The following is a 23,098-nucleotide window of genomic DNA, read 5'->3' as shown; positions in this document are numbered from 1 at the left end:
TTTTAACCTTCATCCATCACAGGCAACAAAGGCCTGACAGCACTAACATCGGCCAATGATAACAGTTGCTGCGGCACATTACACAGTTTTACTGTAACACCCTTTTGTTGTGCCACTGCCAATTGTTTGATCACCCAAGCCAGTCCAGCCGTGTCAATGGCGCTTAAGCCAGACAAGTCGAACCGTAGGGTGCCACTGGCGTCATTTAACAGGGTAAATGGTGAATACTGCATTAACGTATCACGGTTAAGTGTACCGGTAAAATGCAAACTGCCGTCTTGTTTAACAATCCGCAGTGTCACTTTTCTTCCGCCCGTGTTATTGGCGCTTTAGCTTTTTCTTCCAGTAATAAGGTAACACTGTTTAAGCCTTGTTGCCGGATCAGATTGCTAAGTTCAGCCCTTTTGCTGTCAAGCAGCGAGATACCCTCAGCCACCATATCAAACACCAGCCAGTTTTCAGTATCGCGACCGCGGCGTAACTTGAAATCAATATTAATATCGGGCTTACCCGGGTCAATTACACGCGTCTTTACCGTGATAATTTTTTGCTCGGCAATAGCCATTGGTGACGGTTCTATCATCACTTTCTGGTCGCGGTATTGTGTAAATACGCCAGCATAGGTAGCTATCATATAACCTTGAAAAGCATCAACAAACGCCAGCAAATCTTCTTTTGGCGTGTTACGCAAATCAGCACTGTTACCAATCACCCGCAACGCGGCATAACGGCTATCAATATAGGGGACTAGTTCTTCGTTAACGATATCGCGCAATACTTCTGGATTAGCCGCTATTTTTCCCTGATCTCGGGCAATACGGCTAAAAGTGTTATCGGCCAACACCTCCATCATTTTATAAGGGTCACTGTAGCTCGTCGTCTCAGCTGCAGTAGCGGCAGCATTAACCGACCACGCAAAAGCGGCGAACACTACTGCTAGGACAAATGCATATATTTTCATTGTTAGTTCCCACGATTGAATAAGAATTGGCCAATCAGCTCTTCCAGAACCAATGCCGACTTGGTGTCTTCGATGTAGTCACCATTTGCCAGGATTTCAACCGTCTCATCAACAAAGCCTGGCTGTAAACCTAAATATTGCTCCCCCAGCAAACCGGACGTCAGTATTGCTAAACTGCTAGTTTCGGGGAAATTACTGTAATCGCTGTTAATATCCAATGTTACCACCGGCGTGTAATAGGTTGTATCTAGTGCTATTGAGGATACGCGGCCCACGACCACGCCACCGACTTTTACTGGAGAGCGCACTTTCAGGCCGCCGATATTGTCAAACTTGGCATGCAGTTGATAGCTTTCACTACTACCACCCATGCCGCTATTCGCCACTTTGAGCGACAGCATTAAAAACGCTGCTACCGCCAACACAATAAAGCCGCCGACTAAAATTTCAATTTTCCGCGTGGTCATGTTATCCACCAAACATTAATGCAGTTAATATAAAGTCAAACCCCAGCACAGCCAAAGACGCGGTGACCACAGTTTGGGTTGTTGCGCGGCTAATCCCTTCTGAGGTTGGCACCGCGTCATAGCCTTTATGTAAGGCAATCCAAGTCACAATAAGCGCGAACACCATGCTTTTTATCACGCCGTTAATAACATCTTCATACAAGTCAACATTGGCTTGCATCGCTGACCAATATCCGCCGCCATCGACACCTAGCCAGTCAACACCTACCAAATGGCCACCAAGAATACCCACAGCGGTAAAAATCATGGCCAGCAACGGTAAACTGATTACGCCCGCCCAAAACCGCGGTGCGATGATACGCCGCAGCGGGTCAACCGCCATCATTTCCATACTGGACAATTGCTCTGTTGCTTTCATCAGGCCAATTTCCGCTGTCAGTGCACTGCCTGCCCTACCAGCAAATAGCAAGGCCGCAACAACCGGGCCTAATTCTCTTAACAAACTTAGTGCGACCAAGGGCCCTAACATCTGCTCAGCACCAAACTTCACTAGCACGGTATAACCCTGCAATGCCAGCACCATGCCGATAAACAAGCCTGATACCAAAATAATCAACAGTGACAACACGCCAATTACGTACAACTGTTTAATCAGTAATGGCAGCCCCTTACGCAGATTAGGGACGCCAACGACTGCGCCGAATAACATAATTCCGGCTCGGCCAAAGCCAGTAATACTATTAATTGTTGCTGCACCCAACTGCTGTAACTTTTCGGCAATCACCGGTTTAACTCCATAAGTTCCTGCTCGTAAGGCGCAGCTTTGAAATGAAAAGGTACCGCACCATCTGCTTCGCCCAGCAGAAATTGCTGTACTAACCCCGATGGGTCTTTACGCAATTGTTCAGGCGTGCCGTGCCCTATTACTGATTGCTCTGCCACTATATAAACATAGTCTGCAATACTCATCACTTCAGTTACGTCATGTGATACCACTACGGATGTCAAACCAAGCGCATTATTCAACGACTTTATTAACCGAACTATTACCCCCATAGAGATGGGATCCTGGCCGGCAAATGGTTCGTCATACATTATAAGTTCGGGGTCCAGAGCAATAGCACGGGCAAGTGCCGCCCTGCGTGCCATTCCACCAGACAGCTCTGCAGGCATCAAATCTCTGGCACCACGCAAGCCAACAGCCTCCAGCTTCATCAGCACTACCAATCTGATCAAGTCTTCAGATAAACGTGTATGTTCACGAATTGGAAAAGCGACGTTATCAAACACCGACATTTCACTAAACAGAGCACCACTTTGGAACAGCATGCTCATTTTTTTTCGCGCCTGATATAATTGCGCTCTGCTCAAGGTTGGAATGTTCTGGCCATCAAACAAAATTTTGCCGCTGTCGGGCTTTAATTGCCCGCCAATTAAGCGCAACAATGTTGTTTTACCAATTCCACTTGGCCCCATAATAGCGGTGACTTTGCCCCGGGCAAACTGCATATTAAGGTCACGATAAATCGTGCGCTCACCACGTTTAAACGTCAGGTGTTGAATATCAATTATAGTGTCAGTCAAAATACCTAATCTCCACCCGGCGTTACCAGCCAGCAAAAGCTGGCTTGCAATATACATACATTCCTGTATGTTTACAATTATCAACTGAAACAAGTTGTATTATTGTAAACATGTTAAGCTCTAAAGTCGTTACAAAAAATCGTAACAAACTGTGCTAAAAATAGATCTGTTGTGCCATTAGCAGCTTTTTTTGCAATTCTGGTCAATAAACTGGAAAATATCCGACACATCGCTTGATACAGCAGGAAACTTAACCTTGTCACCTTTGTTACTCGCTATAATTTTTGTCATTGTAGGCTTGGTGCTGCTGCTTTGGAGTGCTGACCGATTTGTGTTTGGTGCGTCTTCTCTCGCCCGCTCTGCTGGCATATCGCCAATGGTTATCGGTCTTACCATAGTGGCAATGGGTTCTTCCGCGCCAGAAATGCTAGTCTCCGCTAACGCAGCATGGCACGGGCGTCTCGATACATCCGTCGGTAATGCCTTGGGCTCAAATATCACCAATATCCTGCTTGTTATAGGTGCAGCCGCCCTACTCAAACCCATCGCAGTATCGTCATTAACATTAAAACGCGAATATCCATTGGTGTTGTTTTGTACTTTACTCGGTTACTACTTTATCGCCGATAACAACTTAACCCGGCCTGAAGGCATCGCACTACTGCTAACCTTTAGTGCATTCTTAGTCCTGATGGTTTATCTGGGTCAGCATGCAGATAAAGACGACCCATTGATTACCGAAATGACAGCTGAAACACCGGAATATGCCCCACTGCCAAAAGCGTTGTCCTGGCTGATTATCGGTTTAATTTTGCTTTTAGCCAGCTCTCAGCTACTGGTGCATGGCGCCGTTACTATTGCCAAGTATGCCGGATTAAGTGATCTGGTTATTGGTCTTACTATTATTGCTATCGGTACCAGCTTACCGGAATTAGCAGCAAGTATTATAGGCATTCTTAAAGGCGAAGATGATCTGGCGATAGGCAACATTATTGGCTCAAATATCTTTAATATCCTTGCAGTAATGGGCCTAGGCGCAGTGATTCATCCGGCCGTACTTGATCCGATGGCCGGTAGCCGTGATAGCTATGTCATGATAGGCGCTACACTTTTGATGCTGCTGATGTCTTTTCGCCTGAATAAAGTTCGTCGTATTAATCGTCTTGAAGGACTGCTTTTACTGAGTGGCTTTGTCGGCTACCAATATCTATTGTTTACTTCACTGGCATAAAGGAATTGCGATGACGACTATAGACTTTCGAATCAGAGCGGCCGAAGTGCTACGGATAGAGGCCTCTGCTGTGGCCCAGCTGCAACAATACCTTGATACCGATTTCAATTTAGCCTGTCAGTTAATGTTTGACAGCAAGGGTAAAACGATAGTGTCGGGTATGGGTAAGTCTGGTCATATCGGTAGCAAAATTGCCGCCACACTTGCGTCAACCGGCACACCGGCGTTCTTTGTTCACCCCGGCGAAGCCAGTCATGGTGATTTAGGTATGTTGTCTAAAGACGATGTGTTAATTGCTATTTCCAACTCGGGTGAAACGGCTGAAGTGCTAACCATTATTCCGGTGGTAAAACGCCTGGGAATAAAGCTGATCGCCATGACAGGCAACCCGCAGTCTACACTTGCAAAGCTTGCTGACGCTCATTTATGCGTTAAAGTAGAACAAGAAGCTTGCCCATTGGGACTTGCACCTACCGCAAGTACCACGGCTACACTAGCTATGGGTGATGCACTTGCTGTAGCACTGCTTGATGCCAGAGGTTTTTCAGCCGATGACTTTGCCTTATCTCATCCTGGCGGCAGCCTCGGCCGTAAGCTTTTGTTGCGTCTGGAAGATATTATGCACACCGGCGCGCAGGTACCCAAAGTACCTCAAAACGCCAGTATAAAAGACGCACTATTAGAAATATCAAATAAAGGCTTGGGTATGACCGCTGTCGTCGATGACAATGGCAAAATGGCCGGCATTTTCACCGATGGCGATCTGCGTCGTATCCTTGATCAGCGCTACGATATCCATACCAATCGCATTGCAGACGTCATGATTCGGAGCTGCACTACAGCACATGCAAAAATGCTGGCTGCCGAAGCATTACAAATTATGCAAAGCAAAAAAATAAACGGTCTTATTGTGCTGGATGAGCAAAATGTCCCGGTTGGTGCAATGAATATGCACGACCTGCTACGGGCCGGAGTAATGTAATATGACATTATTTACCGATTTATATCAATCCGTTAGCGACGACGTACTCTCCGCAGCAGCGAATATCAAACTAGTGATATTTGATGTTGATGGTGTATTTTCTGATGGCCGTATTTATCTGGGTAATAACTCTGAAGAACTGAAAGCTTTCCATACCCGTGATGGATACGGCGTAAAGGCTTTACGACAAGCCGGCGTTGAAGTTGCGGTTATTACTGGCCGCACCTCTGCTATAGTGCAGCAACGCATGCAATCACTGACCATCCCCTACATTTATCAGGGACAAGAAAATAAATTGGCCGCATTCGGCGAATTACAACAAAAGCTGCAACTTACCCCGAGTCAAATTGCCTATATGGGTGATGACTTGCCAGATTGGGCGGTTATGCAACACTGCGGTTTGTCTGTCGCAGTTAAAGATGCACATCCCTATTTACGCCGCTATGCAGCGCTTTGTACCAGCTTACCTGGTGGCTTCGGTGCAGTGCGGGAGTTGTGTGATTTGATTTTGATAAGCCAAGGCGCATTTGGCTCCTTTGACGGAAGTAGCTCATGAGAAAAGTTCTGCCTATGCTGGTATTGATACTAACTAGCATTGCCGCCTACCTATGGTTTGAGCCGGATGATAGCAATAGCATGCTTCGTACCGATCAGGAGCTCATGCCGGACTATGTGGCTACAGACGTAACCCGCACCTTATTCAATGCAGAAGGTTATCGGGCAGACAGTGTAGCCGCAGCCCAGCTCGAGCACTTTGAGCAGCTCGGATTTACTCAATTTGATCAACCGGTGTATACCCTGTTTAACGCCGAACATAAGCCCAGTTGGCAAGCCAGTAGCCGCAGCGCTATTTGGTTTCCACAAGACAGAGTTATCCTGGAGCAAGATGTGGTCATTGAAAGCTTGCTACAAAGCGAGTTGGTCAGGCGCATTGAAACCAGTACATTGGAAATGCTGTTCCCGGATAACCGCTTGCAAAACAACCAGCCCGTCTATATTCAAGGTGATGGCTTTTTTATCGAGGGGATAGGTCTGCGGGCAGATTTAACCGAAAAAACTCTGCAATTAATACAACACAATAAAACGGTATATCGTAATGAAGGTTAAACTTGGCTCCATAATAACATTGTTACTGCTCAGTTTGGCTGCAAAAGCAGAAAAGCCAGACTATTCTCAGCAAATTCAAATAGACGCGGATAACTTGGTTTCGGTCGAAGAAAACATTCTGACCTATAAAAATAATGTTGTCGTCACTCAGGGTTCAATTCAGTTGAAAGCAGATCAATTGGAAATTAATGCAACGGCAGGAAAAGGTAACGAAGTATATATTGCCTCGGGCAAACCCGTGACTTACTCCCAACTCATGGCTGATGGTAAGCCGGTAACCGCCCAAGCCAATGAAATGCGCTATGAACCATCAAGCCGCACACTCACACTCACTGGCGATGCCGAACTAAGCAAAAGCGACAGCGTAGTAAAAGCATCAGTCATCAAGTATAACCTTGAAAAACAAGATATTAGTGCAGAAAGTGATGAGTCAAAACGTGTGACAACCATCATTATGCCTGAGGAAAAAAGTAACCCATGAAGTTAGTTGCGTCTCATCTGGCAAAAAGTTACAAAGGCAGGCAGGTAGTAAAGGATGTCAGCCTTGAGGTAAGTGCAGGACAGATAGTGGGCCTACTTGGACCAAATGGTGCTGGCAAAACCACGACATTTTATATGATCGTAGGCTTGGTGCCTTCAGACAAAGGTCAGATCACCTTAGGAGACCAGGACATCACCTTCGACCCCATACATGCGCGTGCGCGCCAGGGTATCAGCTACTTGCCACAGGAAAGCTCGATATTTCGCAAACTGACAGTATATGAAAATTTGCTGGCAATCTTACAAACCCGCAAAGAATTAAGCAGAAGCAAGCGAGAAGAAATCGCCGATGAACTGCTGGAAGAGTTTCATATAGGGCATATTAAACATAGCCTTGGCATGAGTTTGTCTGGTGGCGAGCGCCGCCGGGTAGAAATTGCCCGCGCCTTGGCTGCGAACCCAGCCTTTATTCTGCTGGATGAACCTTTTGCTGGTGTCGATCCGATATCGGTATTGGATATTAAAAAAATTATCCAGCATTTATGTCAGCGCGGTATTGGTGTGTTGATCACGGATCATAACGTACGTGAAACACTCGATGTTTGTGAAATTGCGTATATCGTCAGCCATGGCGAGCTAATCGCTTCTGGCCCTCCACAACAGGTTTTGGCTGATCAGAAGGTTCGCGATGTATACCTGGGTGAGCAATTCAGGCTATAGTTAGCAAAAACAATGACAGTGCAGCATTCAGGAGAACGGTAGACGTAAATGAAACCCTCTTTGCAACTTCGCTTAGGACAGCAGCTAACCATGACGCCGCAGTTGCAGCAGGCTATACGCCTGTTACAGTTGTCGACGATTGAATTGCAACAAGAAATTCAGGAGGCACTGGACGCCAACCCGTTATTGGAAGCCGAGGAGGACTTTGACAACACTCAGCAGGAAGCTATCCCTCAAACTGACAAAGCCGATGATCCGGATGACAATGACAATTACAGTGCGGATGAACAGTATGAAGCTTCTGAGCCAGATACCAGCGAGGCAATGTCCGAACAGAATATCCAGGAAGACTTGCCATTAGACAACAACTGGGATGACTTAGTTAGTGCGGCACCGGTCAGTGCAGGCAACAGTGCTGATGAAGATTATGTTTATCAAGGCGAAACCAGCGAGACACTGCAAGACTATTTACGCTGGCAAATGCAACTCACCCCCCTTTCCGATACCGACCGCACCATCGCTGAAATTATCATTGAAGCGATAGACGACAATGGCCTACTGACAATTAGCTGCAATGAAATTTTAGAGTCGCTTGGCATGGACGATGTCGAAGCCGATGAAGTCGAAGCAGTCATTAAGCGCATTCAATTATTTGATCCTGTTGGCGTTGCTGCGCGCTCAGTGCAGGAATGCTTACTGGTCCAATTAAGACAATTTGACCCTGCCACACCTTATTTAAGCGAAGCACAAAAACTTATTCGCGATCATACTGAATTTTTAGCCAATCGGGACTTTCGTTCTTTGATGCGTGTGACTAAACTCAAAGAGGATGAGTTAAAAGAGGTCATGCAGTTAATACACAGCCTCAATCCAAGACCAGGCGCTGATGTTATTCGTACTGAGCAACAATACGTAATACCGGATGTCAGTGTGATGAAAGTGAAAGGGCGTTGGCAGGTCGAGCTTAACCCAGATGCAATGCCAAAAATCAGAATAAATCAGCAGTATGCGGCTATGTCTAAAACAGCCAAAAGCAGCTCAGATACACAATTTATTCGCTCTCATTTACAAGAAGCTAAATGGTTTTTAAAGAGCCTGGAGAGTCGGAACGAAACTTTACTCAAAGTCGCCAACTGCATTGTACAGCAGCAGCAAGCGTTTTTTGAACACGGTGAAGAAGCCATGAAACCCATGGTGCTAAACGACGTTGCTGAGATGGTTGGCATGCATGAATCGACCATTTCCCGCGTAACAACCCAAAAGTATATGCATACACCACGAGGTATTTTTGAACTTAAGTTTTTCTTCTCAAGTCATGTTAGTACAGAGAGCGGTGGTGAATGTTCTTCCACTGCTATTCGTGCCTTTATTAAAAAATTAGTGGCGGCGGAAAATCCGGCCAAACCGCTGAGTGATAGCAAGATGGCCGACATTTTACTTGAACAAGGGATAAACGTAGCACGGCGCACCATTGCCAAGTACCGTGAATCGTTGTTTATTCCGCCGTCAAATCAACGCAAGACCTTGATGTAAGTAAGCCAAAAGAAGGAATATGTCTATGCAAATCAATCTAACTGGTCGCCATGTTGAAATTACAACTGCCTTAAAAGAATACGTAGACAGCAAGTTTGCTAAACTGGAACGCCATTTTGATCATATAAACAATGTACATGTGATCTTAAACGTGGAAAAATTAAAGCAGATTGCTGAAGCCAAGCTACATCTCAATGGTGGCGAAGTATTTGCCCTGTCTGAAGATGAAAATATGTATGCGGCTATTGACCAGTTAATCGACAAGCTTGATCGGCAGGTGATTAAGCACAAAGAGAAAATAGCCCGACACTAAGTAATTATGATGAACCTAACTTCAATGCTTGCCGAGAACTGCACTAAAAGTGCAGTTCTTTTTAATAGTAAAAAACGCATCCTGGAATATATTGCCGAATTGGCACATCAACAGCTGCCCGATATTGCCGAATACAGTATTCTTGAGGCATTAATGACGCGGGAGAAGTTGGGTTCCACCGGTATTGGCGGTGGTATCGCAATCCCTCACGGCAAACTTAAAAGTGTCACTTCACCAATACTGGTGTTCGTCGTTAGCAAAGAAAGCATCCCTTTTGATGCCATAGACAATCAGCCGGTCGATATATTCTGCGCTATTATGATCCCCGAAGACCAATGCCAAGCCCATTTAAGCACCCTGGCAGGTATTGCCAAGTTGCTAAGCCAGAAAGAATTAACAAAGAAAATTCGCCACGCCGAAACAAATCAACAGCTGTATCAGTTGTTAACTGAATACAGTAATGCGGATGCCGTAAAATGAAACTACTGGTGGTCAGCGGGCGGTCCGGCTCGGGAAAGTCAGTTGCGCTCAGGGTGATGGAAGACTTGGGTTACTACTGTGTCGACAATATCCCGGTTAACCTGTTACCAACACTGGCAACCACAGTAATGGGGCAGTATGAGCGCGTTGCAGTTAGCATTGATGTGCGTAATTTGCCGAAAGATCCCGATGAATTAACAGAGATACTGTCTTATCTTCCGCGCAAACTGGATCTAACTATTTTGTATTTAGATGCAGACCACACCAGCTTAATTAAACGTTTTAGCGAAACCCGACGCTTACATCCATTATCACATCAAGCCATGTCACTGGATGAAGCTATATCGGAAGAGCAGCAGCTACTCGACCCCATTTCCAGCCGGGCTGATTTATACATCGACACAACAGAGCTAAACGTGCACCAATTGGCGGAACAGCTACGTGAACGCATTCTCGGCCAGAAAAGCGGTCGGCTGGTCATTCTGTTTGAGTCCTTTGGTTTTAAGTATGGCATTCCGAAAGATGCCGACTTTGTATTTGACGCCCGCTTTTTACCCAACCCACACTGGGAGCCCGATCTGAAACCATTAACCGGATTAGAGCAGCCGGTAAAAGATTACCTGGCATCGCAACCTGTCGTGGCCAAATATATTTGGCAAATAAACAGCTTTATTAGTACCTGGTTACCGCAACTTGAGCGCAATAATCGAAGCTATCTAACCATAGCGGTTGGCTGTACCGGTGGCCAGCACCGGTCGGTGTATATTGCAGAATGTCTGGCTGAGAGCTATCGCAGCTTAAGGGATGATGTGCAGGTTCGACACCGGGAATTAGTGCGCCATCATAATAAGGCTTGAATCACATGAAGTGCAGTGAAGCTGTAACTATCGTTAATCAACTGGGTTTGCACGCCAGGGCCGCAACAAAGTTGGCGCAACTTTGCCAACAGTTTACGGCCAAAATAGAATTAGTGCAGGAAGATAAAACGGCTGACGCCAGTAGCGTATTAGCCTTGTTGATGCTGGCTAGCAGCAAAGGTAAAACGCTGCAGGTGTGCACCGAAGGTGATGACGCTGAGCAGGCACTCAGCGCCGTGGTAGACCTAATTAGCAACGGTTTCGATGAAACCTGACGTCTTACCTGACACCTTAGGGTAACGGCTTCCTGTCATGCTGTTTAGTTTGTGCCGGTTCAATATTATCCAACCCCTGCGTCCGGCTTACCGCTTTTAACTTATGATGTAACGCTGTTTTAATTAACATATGCGCGCTGATCGGCGCCGTTATCAGTAAGAAAATGGTAATCAATAATTCATGAACACTAACCTCTCCTGTCAGGCTAAAAAAGAAAATAGAGCCTAACAAAATCCCGCCCATGCCTAATGTTGTCGCTTTCGTTGGACCATGTAGCCGCATAAAGAAATCTGGCATCCTGGTTAAACCAATTGATCCAATCAGCACAAAGCTACCGCCCAGCAACAGAAAAAACGCTACTGCCCATTCCATCCAATGTTGCATTAGCCTCTCCTACTCAATGATGTCGCCGCGTAATAAAAATTTACATACGGCTACGGTGCTGACAAAGCCCAGCATGGCAATGAGGAGCGCCGCTTCAAAATACAGCGGAGATCCCATCAACAAACCATACAAAATTATCAACGCTATGCTGTTAATGTACATAGTATCCAGCGCCAGTATACGATCGGGTAAACTTGGGCCACGCAACAAGCGCCACAAATTCAGCAACAATGCGATGCTAATCATAGCGAACACCAGCATAATCACCTTATCTAGCATTGAAATATCTCCTTCAGTGGTGCTTCATAGCGCTGCTTTATCGACGCTATTAGTTCCGCTTCATCAGTCATATTAAGCACATGGATTAACAGCCAGCGCTGTGGCATTGGCTGTCCTGCCGGGATCAGCTCAGCACTAGGGTAAATTTCGGCGCTAACGGTGCCCGGTGTCATTGAAACCGTACTGGCCAAAATAGTAATCGGCAACTCATGTTGCAGATCCAGCGGTACACGGATAAAAGCAGGGTTTAAGCGTCGTTTAGGCCCTAATATCAATACTGCAACTTCAGCGTTTGCGGTAACAATATCGGCAAACACGCGTAAGATGTAACGTAACGCCAGCAGCGGCTTTTCGATTAACGGCTGCGGATCACGAAACCGCAACGTTAACAACGGAATGACCACGGCCAGCAACGCGCCAAAAAACAAGTGCACAGCTTCAATGCTTTGATTCAACAGCAGCCAAACCACAAATAGCAGCATGCTGCGATAGGGCGTGGGCAACCAGCGAAACTTAGGCGTAAATCTCATGGCGATACTTCCTTAAGTGGCTGTCCAAGGATGCTGTGCACTGCGGTACTGGTATCATAAAGCTGAGCGGCCGCTTGCTGCGACAACTCTGTCAGCGGTCCGGCAAACAGCGCCAATAAAGGGCTGGCTAATAATAACCAACAAACAGCAAACACCTGCAATGGGTGGGCTTTACCGCCGTCTGAATCATTACCACTGATGCGCCAGAACAAAGTACTGCCAGCTCGGGATAAGGCAATAATCACCATTAAGCTACTAAGTAGCACCAAGCCCCAAATCACTATGCGCTGGCCAGGTTCAATCACCGCCTGCAATAACATTAGTTTACCAACAAAACCAGAAAACGGCGGCAAGCCAGCTACAGTCAATGCGCCTAGCATAAACATAAACCCCAGCAATACCGGTTGTGTAACACGCCGACCCGAAACCAGCCTGTCGCCTGCTTTACCACGTTGATTGGCAATTAAATCAGCTATTAAAAATAATGCAGCCGTAACCAGGGTAGAGTGCACGGTATAATAAACTGCCGCAGCTGCTGACAACTCGGTCTGTAGCGCAACCAGGCTGACCAGGGTGCCCACTGACACCAGTACCAAATTAGCCACCAACTTACGAAAATCATGGCTGGCCATCACCCCGACAGCCCCTAAAGCTATTGTCGCTAAACCTGCTGGCAACAGCCAATCACCGGCAATGTCACTAAGCTCTCCAGCATGAGCACCAAAGATGGTGGTGTATACCCGCAGCAAGGCATAAACGCCTATTTTGGTCATAACTGCAAATAGTGCTGCAACGGGTGCAGAAGCAGACGAATAAGTAGCCGGCAGCCAGAATTGCAGCGGTAAAATAGCCGCCTTTAATGCAAACACTATCATTAGCATCAGGCCACCAGACTTCACCAGCATAAGATCTTCTGCTGGCAAAACAGCAACTTTTTGCGCCATATCGGCAATATTTAACGTACCTAGGGTACCGTATAACACGGCCAGCGAAATTAAGAAAATTGCCGAACCGGTTAGGTTTAGCACCACATAGTGCACTGCGGCACGAGTTTTGTTCTTACCACCGGCATGGATCAGTAGCGCATATGAGGCGATTAGCAGAACTTCAAAAAACACAAATAAGTTAAACAAATCGCCGGTCAAAAAGGCGCCGTTAATACCCATAATTTGAAACTGGAACAACGGATGGAAAAAAGAGCCTTTTTCGTCTTCACCGGCACTGCCATAACAAATGGCGCCCAATGCTAAAAACGATGTTAAACAAACCAGGACCACTGACAAGGTATCAGCCACCAGGATTATCCCAAATGGCGCCTGCCAATTACCTATCGCATAATGCACCATGCCATTGGCTTGCACTTGAAACAACAGTGTCAGCACCAAAACCAGTTGCAACACACTGGAGATCATACTTACCCAGCGCCGGCGCATTGGTGAGTAATGTACCGGCGGCAACATAATAATTAGAGCAGTAAGCATCGGTAGCACAATTGGCGCCGTAATTAAGTGCCACATTAACGACTCTCCTTCTTCATACCAGCAGCATTGGGTAACTTGCCATCCACATGGTCGTTACCTAAGTCAGCTCTTGCCCGTATGGCCAGGATGACTAAAAAAGCGGTCATAGCAAAGCCGATAACAATGGCAGTTAACACCAGAGCCTGCGGCAACGGATCAGCGTAGTGCTCTGCACTACCCAGCACGGCAGCGCCACGAAGCGTCAAACGGCCAGAAGAGAAAATAAACAGGTTTACTGCATACGACAACATGGTTAGCCCCAACATTACCGGGAATGTGCGGCCACGCAGCATTAAAAAGATGCCGCATGCAGATAGAAAACCAATACAACAGGCGAATAAGGTTTCCATTAGATTGTTTCCTTGTGCACTGGTCTGTGTGCGGTTGTCATTTTACCCAAGCTAGCCAGAATCAACAGTGTCGAGCCAACAACCGTCACATAAACGCCTAAGTCAAATGCAATGGCGCTAGCCAACTCCAGTTTGCCCAATAGAGGCACATCAAAATAATCAAACCATGATGTGAGGAAGGGCCGGTTGAATAACCAACTCGCCGCGCCGGTAAATAATGCAATGAGCAATCCTACCGCGACCACTCGCTGATACTCCACATTCATCCTTGCTTTTACCCAGTCAACCCCTTGGGCTATGTACTGCAAAATAATGGCTACCGCGGTAACTAAACCAGCAATAAAACCACCGCCTGGCAAGTTATGACCACGGAAGAAAATGTAAATCGATACCATCACCGCAAGTGGCAACAGACTTTGTGAAACGGTAGACAATAGCAATGAATGCCGCTCAGTTGCCCAGGGGCGGCCATCGCCGTCACTGCTAGGTTTAAATAGCGGAATACGGGTTAATAACTTAAAGATACCCAGCGAGGCAATGCCCAACACCGTAATCTCACCTAAGGTATCAAAGCCACGGAAGTCGACCAGGATCACATTAACCACATTGGTTCCACCACCACCGGTTTTGGCGTTGGCGATAAAAAAATCAGAAATTGTATTAAATGGCCGTGTCATTAAGGCATAACTGAGGCTGCCGACAATAACGCCAACCATGCTTGCAACGCTTAGATCTCGTACCACTCTGGACGATTCTGATTGCTTAGGTGTTTTATGTGGTAAAAAGAACAGCGCCAGCATCAACAGGATGATGGTCACTACCTCAACAGACAGCTGAGTTAACGCCAGGTCTGGTGCTGAAAAACGTGTGAACGCTATAGACACCATTAACCCCACCACCGAAATCATTAGCAGGGCCACTACCCGCTTACGGTGCCACACTACAGTAGCAAAAGCAGCAATTAACAGCATAATAGCGCCGGTTGCATTTACTGCATCTATTGGTAGCTCTGCTCGGCCACCCCAAAGGGTAACCAGGTTTAGCAGCGGTAACCCCGCTAATATCACAAAGGTTAACAGTAGCAATGTCATATAACGCTGCAGCGATCCGCTATCCAGCCACTGGTACAGCTTGTCGCAGCGGGCGGCAAAGTGCTTAACGCCACGTTCAAAGCTATTTAATGCGTCAAGCTCTGGCAAAGTATTCTGAAAATCGAACAGATGTTTACGGTTAACATAAATGAGAGTACCGCCCAGCAACGCCAGGAAACTCATCATCAACGGTAAATTAAACCCATGCCAGATAGACAAGCTGTAGGCCGGCACATCACCGGCCAGCACCGCCATGGAGGCAGCCTGCAATAAATCACCTATCAGGTAGCTCGGAAAAATCCCTACCAAAATACATAACGCCACCAACACTTCAACGGGCACCCGCATATAGCGCGGCGGCTCATGCGGCGTTTTTGTCAGCCCTTTGGGCTGGCCATTAAAAAACACATCGTGAATAAAGCGCATCGAATACGCCACTGAAAATACAGCAGCTATGGTGGCCAAGACCGGGATTACCCAGGACAGCGATCCAAGTAAATGTTGGTGCAACGTCTCAGCAAAAAACATCTCTTTTGACAGAAAGCCATTTAGCAAAGGCACGCCAGCCATCGCTGCTGCCGCCACCATAGCCAATGTCGCGGTGATCGGCATAAATTGCCATAAGCCATTTAATTTGCGCATATCACGCGAGCCAGACTCATGGTCAATAATACCGGCGGCCATAAACAAAGACGCTTTAAACGTAGCGTGGTTGATTATATGAAACAGCCCGGCCACGGCAGCTAAATCGGTGCCCATGCCAAATAGCAAAGTAATAAGGCCTAAATGGCTAATGGTCGAATACGCCAATAAACCTTTCAAATCATGCTTAAACAGTGCCAAATAAGCACCAATCAGCAAGGTTGCTAAACCGGTAATACTAACCAGAATAAACCACAACTCCGTCCCTGATAGGGCAGGATAAAACCGCGCCAGTAAAAAAATGCCGGCCTTGACCATAGTTGCCGAATGTAAGTAAGCACTTACCGGCGTGGGTGCCGCCATGGCATTGGGTAGCCAGAAGTGAAATGGAAATTGTGCCGATTTGGTAAAGCAGCCTAGCAGAAACAGCACCAACATAACCGGATACCAGGCATGTTGCTGAATAAGCTCAGTACTGGCCAGTACCAGCTCCAGGTCGTAGCTACCAACTACCTCACCTATTAATAAAAAGGCTGCCAACAACGCCAGACCACCGGCACCGGTTACGGTAAGTGCCATACGGGCGCCACGGCGGGCTTCAGCTTTGTGCCACCAAAAACTAATTAACAAGAACGAACTAATACTAGTCAGCTCCCAAAACAGCCACAACTGTAATAAATTGCCCGACAACACTATGCCCAGCATTGCGGTCATAAATAGCATCAGGTAAGCATAAAAACGTGGCATAGAGTCACGTTCAGACAAGTAATACCGGGCATACAGAATAATTAACAAACCAATACCCAGTATAAGCAAGCCAAACATAAAGGCCAGACCATCGAGTATTATGGTGATGTTTAAACCCAGCAGCGGGATCCACTCGAGGAAAAACCTAACACTCTTGCCAGCCAGCACCGTCTCGGCATGGTAAAGCATCAACATTAAGGCAAAAGCCGGCGGTAAAGCGGTTACCAACGCACAGGCGCTACGGCTCCATTTTGCGCTTAGCAGCGGTACCAAAGCGCCGAATAGCGGCAGAAGTAATATCCACAAAAGTGTCATAGCTGTCGCATGTCCTTTTCAGAGTTAACCAAACCGAATTTCCAGCCTGCCCCAATTAATACTAAGATTAAGTTATTGATATAAAAAGGCAGTTGCCTAACTATAGAAGACAGAATGCCTTTGCAACATCGGTGGGGCTGAAAAACTAAATTATCGCTGATACTGGCCTTATTTATACCGACCTCTGACTGAAAAGTCTATTTATACCATAGCCCTGCACTCAATCAGCCGTGCGTTTTAATGCTATTTAAACATCGCTTTAATGCAATGCTACACTGGTTATATACAAACGAAGCCATCACATCTAACCACAGCCCAAACCATTACATTGAGGCATTGCTATGAAAACCCGCACCGAACACGACAGTATGGGACCATTACAGGTGCCAGCTACGGCACTTTATCAGGCGCAAACTCAACGCGCAGTGCAAAATTTTGCCATCGGCGGCTTACAATTACCGCTGAGTTTTATCCAAGCATTACTCCAAATTAAGCACGCCGCAGCCTCAGCTAATCTGCAACTTGGCTTGCTAGATGCTAAGCGTGCAGAGGCCATAATGGCAGCAGCCGAAGCTCAGTTAGCGAATACCGATATGCAACACTATCCGCTAGACGTATTCCAAACCGGATCGGCCACCAGCAGCAATATGAATGTAAACGAAGTGCTGGCGACGTTAGCCAGCCGCCAATTGGCGCTAGACGTTCACCCAAATGATCATGTTAATCTGGGACAAAGCAGCAATGATACTATCCCCAGCGCCATTCATCTGAGTGCTGCCACGGCTATATTTCAGCACTTGCTGCCAGCTGTACAACACTTGCAAACGGCAATGGTCAGTAAAAGCCAGCAAATTGGCCATATTGTAAAAACCGGTCGCACGCACTTGATGGATGCTATGCCCGTGAGTTTTAGCCAGATCTTAGCTGGTTGGCAGTCGCAACTGGCCAACGCCGAGCAGCAAATACAGCAACAAACCACATCACTGCTACAACTGGCTCAAGGTGGTACAGCCGTTGGCACCGGCATTAATGCCGATCCGCGTTTTGCCAGCGAGTTTTGCCATCACCTTAGCCGTATTACAGGCCTTAGGCTGTCGCCCGCCAAAAACTTTTTTAGTGCCATAGGCTCACAGGACAGTGCAGTAGCCACCTCCGGTGCACTAAAAACGCTGGCTGTGTGTTTGATGAAAATAAGTAACGACCTGCGCTGGATGAATTCAGGCCCGCTCGCCGGTTTGGCTGAAATAGCGCTGCCGGCACTGCAACCTGGCTCATCAATTATGCCAGGGAAAGTTAACCCGGTAATCCCCGAAGCCGTCGCCATGGCATGTGCCCAAGTTATCGGTAATGACAGTAGTATCACCATCGCCGGCCAGTCAGGGAACTTTGAGTTAAATGTTATGCTGCCACTTATTGCCTACAACCTGCTGCAAAGCATTTCACTACTGAGCAACAGCTGTACTGCCTTGGCAGAACAGGCTATTGCTGGTTTTACCGTGCAGGAAGACAATATCAGCAAGACACTGGCGTTGAACCCAATATTGGTTACTGCCTTAAATCCGTTGATCGGTTATACCAAAGCAGCCGCTATTGCTAAGCAAGCTTTTAGCGAAAAACGACCGGTGCTGGACGTTGCGCTAGAGCACACCAGCTTCAGTCGCAGTGAACTTGAACAGTTACTGGACCCGGCTCGCTTATGTCAAGGCGGCAATATCAGTTCAGCATAAGACACCAGCATCAAGCACACTTTGGTTCAAATACGAACATTCTGCTGAAAAACCAGTGCATTTTAACAACATAACTTGCTGCTACATCACGCAGTCAGTCATAACTAGGCTGGCAGCAAGCAAACTTTGCCGCAGTGCGCAGAAAAAATGCCACCGGTAGACAAAAATAAAACTCTTCGCTGCACTATAAAAATAACTATTTAAAATCAACAGGGTGTCTTGTCTGGTTCAGCAGTATATCCGGCGGCGCCCCTAGCAAAGGGTAGCTACAACATGTTTAATAAAACTCTTCTTGCAGTATTAATCGGCAGCAGTTTATTGCTCGGTTGCAACAACAGCGACAACGAGCCCGTACTCGAGCCCGATACCGGTACTGAAACTCCAGCGCCTGAACCCGATACCAGCGTAATAAACCTGACCGACCTGGACACTGTATACGGCTATGCCAGTGAAAACGGCGGCACCACTGGCGGCAGTGGTGAAAACAAGGTTGAAGTGACCGTCTGTACCGGCGAAGAAATGATCAGCGCCATTAAGAATAAAGACCCTTCCCGGCCACTCACCATCTGGGTTAACGGTAGCATTACGCTGCAAAATGCCAAAGATACACGCATCGACATTAAAGATGTGTCTGACATTTCCATTGTTGGCCTGGGTACCCAGGGCGAAATGGCCGGTATCGGTTTTAATATCGTGCGCTCCAACAACATTATTATCCGCAACCTGCGTATCCATCATGTCCGGGCCAATCAGGGCGCCCCTGGTGATGGCATTAGTATGGAAGGGCCGGTACGCAATATCTGGATAGATCACAACGAAATTTATAACAGCCTGACGGTAGACGACCCCTCGCTAAGCGAAGATCAGGTAAAAGACTATTATGACGGCCTGGTTGATGCCAAAGGTGATGCGCAGTTTATTACTATCTCATTTAATAAATTCCACCACAGCTGGAAAACCTCGCTGGTGGGCTCGTCCGACAGCGATAACTTTGACCGCACGCTAACCTACCACCATAACCACTGGTATAACGTTAATTCACGCTTGCCGCTATTTCGCTTTGGCAAAGGCCATATCTACAATAATTTTTATGACGGTGCCTTAGAAAGCGGCATTAACAGCCGTATGGGCGCCGTTATCCGCATTGAACAAAACCACTTTGCTGACATGAAAAACCCAGTAATGTCGCTTTACAGCCAAGAGGTTGGCTTTTGGCAGCTGATAGATAATATTTTCGAAAATATCAGCTGGCAGGAAAGCCCGGCCGATGGTGTTATTGCTGGCGAAACCGCAGCATCAACCGGCGAACTGAGCCCACCCTATGATTACAGCGCCAGCCTGTTACCCGTGCACAATGTTAAAGCCACGGTGCTGGCGTACGCCGGTGTCGGCAAAATTGATACCCCGCCCAGCCCCGGTTTGTGTGCAGCGCCGCCTCCACCAGAGCCAGAGCCAGTTGATCCAGAACCGGTGCCAATCGACCCGGTTGAGCCACCGGTTAGCGTAAACTGGGGCAGCTATGATGCCAGCCTGCAGCCGTTTGCTGCCAACGCCATAACCTTGCCAGATGGTAGCCAGGCCGCATTTTTACCTCAACAAAGCGGCGGCACAGATGAGCCCAACCTGTTTAGCGCCAATGGCGATGGCACAGTAACCTTTGACAGCACCGCAAGCGGCGCCGACCGCAGCCGGGCCAAGCTGGACAATGTCGCTGCCGCTGACGGCGTTTACCCGAAGTTTTTCACCCTGCTAATGGGCATTAAAGGCAATGCCGGCGGCAACCGGGTACTGGAAACCGAAATTGCGCTGGGCGATAGTGCTGCAGCCGCTGCGACCAGCCGCTTGAAAATAGTGTTTCGCAACGATGGTAATAACTCCGGCGTGCAATTGGAAAATGCCAATAACGGATCCTCTGTTACCGCAGGTAAAGGCAACGAGCCAAACCCACTGGATATGAGTCAGTTCCGGGTTTACCACTTTACTGTCGCCTTAACCTCACCGACTACCGGTAATGTAGCGCTATATGTCGCCGGTAATAATACGCCGCTACTGCAATTGGACGGCGTTACCATGCGCCCGGCCAGCAACAACACTGACAATTACCTGCAAATTGGTGATGCCGGTGGCAGTAGCTATCTCGGTGATATCGACTGGGTATTATGGACTGATGCCGGCGCTTATACGCCGGATATGTTGCAAGGTTTGTTGCCGGCAGGAATAGGTGATATCAGCGGCTATGAAGCACAACCCTGAGTTATCATCATCACTGGCATTGAATATTCAATGCCAGTCTTTGTTAAATATTCATTGCCATTATCCCCATACTTACCGCTATAATCCTGTTTTTGTTTTACACCGAAACAACAACAAGGAAGCAGTACTATGGAAAATAGCGTTAATCACGAAGCGGCTGCGCAACCTGCAGCCCGCACTAGCAAAGTAGCCTTTGGTGGCAAGGCCGGTGAGTTTTTTGGCATCTGGATTGTCAACCTGCTACTTAGCATCGTCACTCTGGGCATATACAGTGCCTGGGCTAAGGTGCGTACAAACCAGTATTTCTATGGTCACACCCGGGTGGATAACCAGCCGTTTCGTTATTTGGCTACGCCGATACAAATTTTAAAGGGCCGTATTATTGCGGTGATTATTTTTGCGCTGTTTTTTGTATTGTCTTCTTTATCACCCATGCTAACGCTAGTATTGGCGCTGGCATTTTTGTTTGTCTCGCCCTGGCTTATTGTACAAAGCCTGAAGTTTAATCTGCGTATGACCAGCTACCGCAATGTGCGGTTTGCCTTTCATGGCGAGTACAAGGGTGCTTTCAAATATTTTGTGCTATTGCCCGTACTGTCAATTTTTACGCTGTATTTAGCTATGCCTTGGGCGCTGAAAAAAATGGACCAGTATCTGTGCAGCAATATCAGCTTTGGTGGCAAAAAACTGCACGTTAGCACCGATACCAGCACTTACTATATTGCGGCACTGGTCGCCATGGCGGCGATATTTGGCTTAATGATGGTGTTTGGCATATTAACCGCCGTTGTCGCCGTTATTGCTGCATTCTCAGGTGAGGCCGCAGAAAGCGCAGAGGGACGCGGCATTTTTGCGCTCTTGCTCTCTGGCGGTGTATTCGTAGTGTACTTTGTCGGCTTTGCGCTTAGCGGCGCGGTGTATCAGAGCATGATCCGCAACCACCTGTTTGAACGCACTGAACTGCCGGGCATAGCGAAATTTAAATCTGAGATGAAAGTAATGCCATACATGTGGTTAATTTTAAGTAACTTACTGGCAATCATTCTGACATTAGGTTTGGCTTATCCATGGACAAAAATCCGCAAAGCCGCCTATATGGCGTCAGTGACTACCGTCGCAGTATACCCGCAAATAGATTCGTTGGTAGATCAAGCGCAAAACGACAGTAATGCCTTTGGTGAGGAAGCCGCAGGTTTGTTTGATGTCGACGTGTCACTCGCCTGATGCAAAGTACCAATGCTATTAGCGGCCAGTTTCAGCACAGCGGCAGCAGCACCCTGTATGCCGCCAGTGCCACGCTGGATGCTGGCGGATACTTATCCGTGCGCTGCCAACAAACCAATGACATGCTGGCGCAAGCTGGCACTGAAGACTATCGCTTTGGAGTAGTTATTCCCGGGCTGCCAGTAGAGCTGCGACTGCGCGATGGCGCGGTATTTGTGCCAGACGACAACGCCTTTCGCTGGCCACAGCTGTCTGGGCGCGCCAACTTAGCCGCCCGGCTGGAAAGCCACAAGCTGTCTATTGTTGCGGCGATTGTGTTATCGCCACTATTACTGTGGTGGATCATTGTCGATTTAATGCCAATGCTGGCCAGTGCTGCCGTGCCGCTGGTGCCCGACAAAGTAAAACAGCAGATGGGCGAGCAAACCTTTTATAGCTTGCAGCAAACGGTACTCAGCCCCACCGAGCTACCACAACCAGAGCAAGCTATGGTGCGCTACCACTGGCAAATGGCGCTGCAACAATTACATCTGCAGCAACAACACTATCAGTTGCACCTGTTTAAGTCGGAGTTCTTTGGTGCCAACGCTTTTGCTTTGCCCGATGGCACTGTGGTGATTACCGATGATTTGGTATTGCTGCTTAAACACAACCCGGACGCTATCCTGGCGGTGTTATTGCACGAAATCGGTCATGTTGAAGGCCAGCACAGCGTGCGCTTGGTGGCTCAATCGTTGGGCGCAACCCTGGTTATTGGTATTATGTTTGGTAACCCGGAAGGCGTAGCCGATTTGCTACTGGGTTCTGGCTCAGTGCTGTTGCAAAATGCGTTTTCTCGCGATATGGAGCGTGAGGCCGATCAATTTGCCATTGCGCAGTTAACCGTTTTAGGTAAGACCCCCAGCGCCTTTGCCGATGCCATGTCGGCGTTGCTGGCACAGCATAGCGAGGAGTCGGCAGAATCCTCCACGCTGTTAAAATACCTCAGCACCCACCCCGATACCCGCGAGCGTATACAACAGGCTACACAACCCAGCCAATAGTG

26 protein-coding genes are annotated in these 23,098 nt (G+C 47.6%); 15 read left to right on the top strand and 11 right to left on the bottom strand.

Translation table 11 applies throughout. The features are described from left to right. Positions 1 to 2 precede the first annotated feature (2 nt). The 5 genes from I4W93_RS11510 to I4W93_RS11490 are packed head-to-tail and all read right to left on the bottom strand — an operon-like array spanning position 3 to position 3,000. Entirely contained in the window at positions 3 to 302 is a 300-nt protein-coding gene (locus I4W93_RS11510; protein ID WP_205311639.1) for an STAS domain-containing protein, read from the bottom strand. Then, positions 299 to 961, bottom strand: a complete 663-nt coding sequence (locus tag I4W93_RS11505) for an MlaC/ttg2D family ABC transporter substrate-binding protein (RefSeq protein ID WP_205311640.1) — start codon at positions 959 to 961, stop codon at positions 299 to 301. Before I4W93_RS11505 ends, I4W93_RS11510 begins: the two co-directional genes overlap by 4 nt. Positions 962 to 963: 2 nt before the next feature. Continuing rightward, on the bottom strand, positions 964 to 1,428 hold the full coding sequence (gene mlaD, locus I4W93_RS11500; protein WP_205311641.1) for an outer membrane lipid asymmetry maintenance protein MlaD: 465 nt from the start codon (positions 1,426 to 1,428) through the stop codon (positions 964 to 966). Position 1,429: 1 nt separating this feature from the next. Beyond that, the gene (gene mlaE / locus I4W93_RS11495; protein WP_205311642.1) at positions 1,430 to 2,212 is read right to left on the bottom strand and encodes a lipid asymmetry maintenance ABC transporter permease subunit MlaE; all 783 of its coding nucleotides are present in this window, start codon (positions 2,210 to 2,212) and stop codon (positions 1,430 to 1,432) included. Next, complete coding sequence (locus I4W93_RS11490) at positions 2,209 to 3,000, bottom strand: ATP-binding cassette domain-containing protein (RefSeq protein ID WP_439653225.1); 792 nt, start codon at positions 2,998 to 3,000, stop codon at positions 2,209 to 2,211. The genes mlaE and I4W93_RS11490 overlap by 4 nt, the downstream gene beginning before the upstream one ends. Positions 3,001 to 3,268: 268 nt before the next feature. On the opposite strand from I4W93_RS11490, the gene I4W93_RS11485 reads away from it, so the two are divergent. Genes I4W93_RS11485 through I4W93_RS11435 form a run of 11 tightly spaced genes read left to right on the top strand, consistent with a single transcriptional unit; the run spans position 3,269 to position 10,990 of the window. Next, positions 3,269 to 4,243: a calcium/sodium antiporter gene (locus I4W93_RS11485; protein ID WP_205311644.1), complete on the top strand. Its 975-nt coding sequence runs from the start codon at positions 3,269 to 3,271 to the stop codon at positions 4,241 to 4,243. Between the two features lie 10 nt (positions 4,244 to 4,253). Beyond that, on the top strand, positions 4,254 to 5,225 hold the full coding sequence (locus tag I4W93_RS11480; protein ID WP_205311645.1) for a KpsF/GutQ family sugar-phosphate isomerase: 972 nt from the start codon (positions 4,254 to 4,256) through the stop codon (positions 5,223 to 5,225). A 1-nt stretch (position 5,226) separates the two neighbouring features. Beyond that, positions 5,227 to 5,781, top strand: a complete 555-nt coding sequence (kdsC, locus tag I4W93_RS11475) for a 3-deoxy-manno-octulosonate-8-phosphatase KdsC (protein ID WP_205311646.1) — start codon at positions 5,227 to 5,229, stop codon at positions 5,779 to 5,781. Continuing rightward, positions 5,778 to 6,332 carry an LPS export ABC transporter periplasmic protein LptC gene (gene lptC / locus I4W93_RS11470; protein WP_205311647.1) on the top strand — a complete coding sequence of 185 codons (555 nt, stop codon included), beginning with the start codon at positions 5,778 to 5,780 and terminating at the stop codon, positions 6,330 to 6,332. The genes kdsC and lptC overlap by 4 nt, the downstream gene beginning before the upstream one ends. Next, entirely contained in the window at positions 6,322 to 6,813 is a 492-nt protein-coding gene (gene lptA / locus I4W93_RS11465; RefSeq protein WP_205311648.1) for a lipopolysaccharide transport periplasmic protein LptA, read from the top strand. The genes lptC and lptA overlap by 11 nt, the downstream gene beginning before the upstream one ends. Further along, positions 6,810 to 7,532, top strand: coding sequence for an LPS export ABC transporter ATP-binding protein (gene lptB, locus I4W93_RS11460; RefSeq protein WP_205311649.1), 723 nt, complete (start codon positions 6,810 to 6,812; stop codon positions 7,530 to 7,532). Before lptA ends, lptB begins: the two co-directional genes overlap by 4 nt. A 48-nt stretch (positions 7,533 to 7,580) precedes the next feature. Further along, a complete protein-coding gene (locus tag I4W93_RS11455) occupies positions 7,581 to 9,065 on the top strand; it encodes an RNA polymerase factor sigma-54 (RefSeq protein WP_205311650.1) in 1,485 nt (494 codons plus the stop codon). A gap of 25 nt (positions 9,066 to 9,090) precedes the next feature. Beyond that, positions 9,091 to 9,378, top strand: a complete 288-nt coding sequence (gene hpf, locus I4W93_RS11450) for a ribosome hibernation promoting factor (protein WP_205311651.1) — start codon at positions 9,091 to 9,093, stop codon at positions 9,376 to 9,378. Between the two features lie 6 nt (positions 9,379 to 9,384). Beyond that, complete coding sequence (ptsN, locus tag I4W93_RS11445; protein ID WP_205311652.1) at positions 9,385 to 9,858, top strand: PTS IIA-like nitrogen regulatory protein PtsN; 474 nt, start codon at positions 9,385 to 9,387, stop codon at positions 9,856 to 9,858. Further along, the gene (gene rapZ, locus I4W93_RS11440) at positions 9,855 to 10,715 is read left to right on the top strand and encodes an RNase adapter RapZ (RefSeq protein WP_205311653.1); all 861 of its coding nucleotides are present in this window, start codon (positions 9,855 to 9,857) and stop codon (positions 10,713 to 10,715) included. Before ptsN ends, rapZ begins: the two co-directional genes overlap by 4 nt. A gap of 5 nt (positions 10,716 to 10,720) precedes the next feature. After that, positions 10,721 to 10,990 (top strand): HPr family phosphocarrier protein, encoded by a 270-nt coding sequence (locus I4W93_RS11435; RefSeq protein ID WP_205311654.1) that lies wholly within the window; start codon positions 10,721 to 10,723, stop codon positions 10,988 to 10,990. Positions 10,991 to 11,006: 16 nt separating this feature from the next. Here I4W93_RS11435 and I4W93_RS11430 read toward each other — a convergent pair whose 3' ends face one another. Genes I4W93_RS11430 through I4W93_RS11405 form a run of 6 tightly spaced genes read right to left on the bottom strand, consistent with a single transcriptional unit; the run spans position 11,007 to position 16,849 of the window. Next, the gene (locus I4W93_RS11430) at positions 11,007 to 11,375 is read right to left on the bottom strand and encodes a Na+/H+ antiporter subunit G (protein ID WP_205311655.1); all 369 of its coding nucleotides are present in this window, start codon (positions 11,373 to 11,375) and stop codon (positions 11,007 to 11,009) included. 9 nt (positions 11,376 to 11,384) lie between these two features. Continuing rightward, a complete protein-coding gene (locus I4W93_RS11425; RefSeq protein ID WP_027669960.1) occupies positions 11,385 to 11,654 on the bottom strand; it encodes a K+/H+ antiporter subunit F in 270 nt (89 codons plus the stop codon). Then, positions 11,648 to 12,184, bottom strand: coding sequence for a Na+/H+ antiporter subunit E (locus I4W93_RS11420; protein ID WP_205311656.1), 537 nt, complete (start codon positions 12,182 to 12,184; stop codon positions 11,648 to 11,650). Before I4W93_RS11420 ends, I4W93_RS11425 begins: the two co-directional genes overlap by 7 nt. Further along, the gene (locus tag I4W93_RS11415) at positions 12,181 to 13,701 is read right to left on the bottom strand and encodes a monovalent cation/H+ antiporter subunit D (RefSeq protein WP_205311657.1); all 1,521 of its coding nucleotides are present in this window, start codon (positions 13,699 to 13,701) and stop codon (positions 12,181 to 12,183) included. Before I4W93_RS11415 ends, I4W93_RS11420 begins: the two co-directional genes overlap by 4 nt. Next, a complete protein-coding gene (locus tag I4W93_RS11410) occupies positions 13,701 to 14,054 on the bottom strand; it encodes a Na+/H+ antiporter subunit C (protein ID WP_205311658.1) in 354 nt (117 codons plus the stop codon). The genes I4W93_RS11415 and I4W93_RS11410 overlap by 1 nt, the downstream gene beginning before the upstream one ends. Beyond that, entirely contained in the window at positions 14,054 to 16,849 is a 2,796-nt protein-coding gene (locus I4W93_RS11405) for a monovalent cation/H+ antiporter subunit A (RefSeq protein WP_205311659.1), read from the bottom strand. The genes I4W93_RS11410 and I4W93_RS11405 overlap by 1 nt, the downstream gene beginning before the upstream one ends. A 341-nt stretch (positions 16,850 to 17,190) precedes the next feature. Here I4W93_RS11405 and I4W93_RS11400 point away from each other — a divergent pair, with 341 nt between their 5' ends. The 4 genes from I4W93_RS11400 (at position 17,191) to I4W93_RS11385 (ending at position 23,096) form a co-directional block, all read left to right on the top strand. Then, positions 17,191 to 18,576, top strand: coding sequence for a class II fumarate hydratase (locus tag I4W93_RS11400; RefSeq protein WP_205311660.1), 1,386 nt, complete (start codon positions 17,191 to 17,193; stop codon positions 18,574 to 18,576). A 273-nt stretch (positions 18,577 to 18,849) separates the two neighbouring features. Then, positions 18,850 to 20,829: a pectate lyase family protein gene (locus I4W93_RS11395; protein ID WP_205311661.1), complete on the top strand. Its 1,980-nt coding sequence runs from the start codon at positions 18,850 to 18,852 to the stop codon at positions 20,827 to 20,829. A 129-nt stretch (positions 20,830 to 20,958) separates the two neighbouring features. Further along, positions 20,959 to 22,053 carry a YjgN family protein gene (locus tag I4W93_RS11390; RefSeq protein ID WP_205311662.1) on the top strand — a complete coding sequence of 365 codons (1,095 nt, stop codon included), beginning with the start codon at positions 20,959 to 20,961 and terminating at the stop codon, positions 22,051 to 22,053. Then, the gene (locus I4W93_RS11385; RefSeq protein ID WP_205311663.1) at positions 22,053 to 23,096 is read left to right on the top strand and encodes a M48 family metallopeptidase; all 1,044 of its coding nucleotides are present in this window, start codon (positions 22,053 to 22,055) and stop codon (positions 23,094 to 23,096) included. The genes I4W93_RS11390 and I4W93_RS11385 overlap by 1 nt, the downstream gene beginning before the upstream one ends. Positions 23,097 to 23,098 lie beyond the last annotated feature (2 nt).

Source organism: Rheinheimera maricola (assembly GCF_016918075.2).
Lineage (GTDB): Bacteria > Pseudomonadota > Gammaproteobacteria > Enterobacterales > Alteromonadaceae > Alishewanella > Alishewanella maricola_A.
The sequence above is the reverse complement of the archived record's forward strand: the minus strand, read 5'-3'. Positions and strand labels throughout refer to the sequence as shown.

Coding starts and splice junctions, on each gene's coding strand:
- I4W93_RS11505 (WP_205311640.1), bottom strand. CDS start 961: ATGAAAATATATGCATTTGTCCTAGCAGTAGTGTTCGCCGCTTTTGCG.
- mlaD (WP_205311641.1), bottom strand. CDS start 1,428: ATGACCACGCGGAAAATTGAAATTTTAGTCGGCGGCTTTATTGTGTTG.
- I4W93_RS11480 (WP_205311645.1), top strand. CDS start 4,254: ATGACGACTATAGACTTTCGAATCAGAGCGGCCGAAGTGCTACGGATA.
- kdsC (WP_205311646.1), top strand. CDS start 5,227: ATGACATTATTTACCGATTTATATCAATCCGTTAGCGACGACGTACTC.
- lptC (WP_205311647.1), top strand. CDS start 5,778: ATGAGAAAAGTTCTGCCTATGCTGGTATTGATACTAACTAGCATTGCC.
- lptA (WP_205311648.1), top strand. CDS start 6,322: ATGAAGGTTAAACTTGGCTCCATAATAACATTGTTACTGCTCAGTTTG.
- lptB (WP_205311649.1), top strand. CDS start 6,810: ATGAAGTTAGTTGCGTCTCATCTGGCAAAAAGTTACAAAGGCAGGCAG.
- I4W93_RS11455 (WP_205311650.1), top strand. CDS start 7,581: ATGAAACCCTCTTTGCAACTTCGCTTAGGACAGCAGCTAACCATGACG.
- hpf (WP_205311651.1), top strand. CDS start 9,091: ATGCAAATCAATCTAACTGGTCGCCATGTTGAAATTACAACTGCCTTA.
- ptsN (WP_205311652.1), top strand. CDS start 9,385: ATGATGAACCTAACTTCAATGCTTGCCGAGAACTGCACTAAAAGTGCA.
- rapZ (WP_205311653.1), top strand. CDS start 9,855: ATGAAACTACTGGTGGTCAGCGGGCGGTCCGGCTCGGGAAAGTCAGTT.
- I4W93_RS11435 (WP_205311654.1), top strand. CDS start 10,721: ATGAAGTGCAGTGAAGCTGTAACTATCGTTAATCAACTGGGTTTGCAC.
- I4W93_RS11430 (WP_205311655.1), bottom strand. CDS start 11,375: ATGCAACATTGGATGGAATGGGCAGTAGCGTTTTTTCTGTTGCTGGGC.
- I4W93_RS11425 (WP_027669960.1), bottom strand. CDS start 11,654: ATGCTAGATAAGGTGATTATGCTGGTGTTCGCTATGATTAGCATCGCA.
- I4W93_RS11420 (WP_205311656.1), bottom strand. CDS start 12,184: ATGAGATTTACGCCTAAGTTTCGCTGGTTGCCCACGCCCTATCGCAGC.
- I4W93_RS11415 (WP_205311657.1), bottom strand. CDS start 13,701: ATGTGGCACTTAATTACGGCGCCAATTGTGCTACCGATGCTTACTGCT.
- I4W93_RS11410 (WP_205311658.1), bottom strand. CDS start 14,054: ATGGAAACCTTATTCGCCTGTTGTATTGGTTTTCTATCTGCATGCGGC.
- I4W93_RS11405 (WP_205311659.1), bottom strand. CDS start 16,849: ATGACACTTTTGTGGATATTACTTCTGCCGCTATTCGGCGCTTTGGTA.
- I4W93_RS11400 (WP_205311660.1), top strand. CDS start 17,191: ATGAAAACCCGCACCGAACACGACAGTATGGGACCATTACAGGTGCCA.
- I4W93_RS11395 (WP_205311661.1), top strand. CDS start 18,850: ATGTTTAATAAAACTCTTCTTGCAGTATTAATCGGCAGCAGTTTATTG.
- I4W93_RS11390 (WP_205311662.1), top strand. CDS start 20,959: ATGGAAAATAGCGTTAATCACGAAGCGGCTGCGCAACCTGCAGCCCGC.
- I4W93_RS11385 (WP_205311663.1), top strand. CDS start 22,053: ATGCAAAGTACCAATGCTATTAGCGGCCAGTTTCAGCACAGCGGCAGC.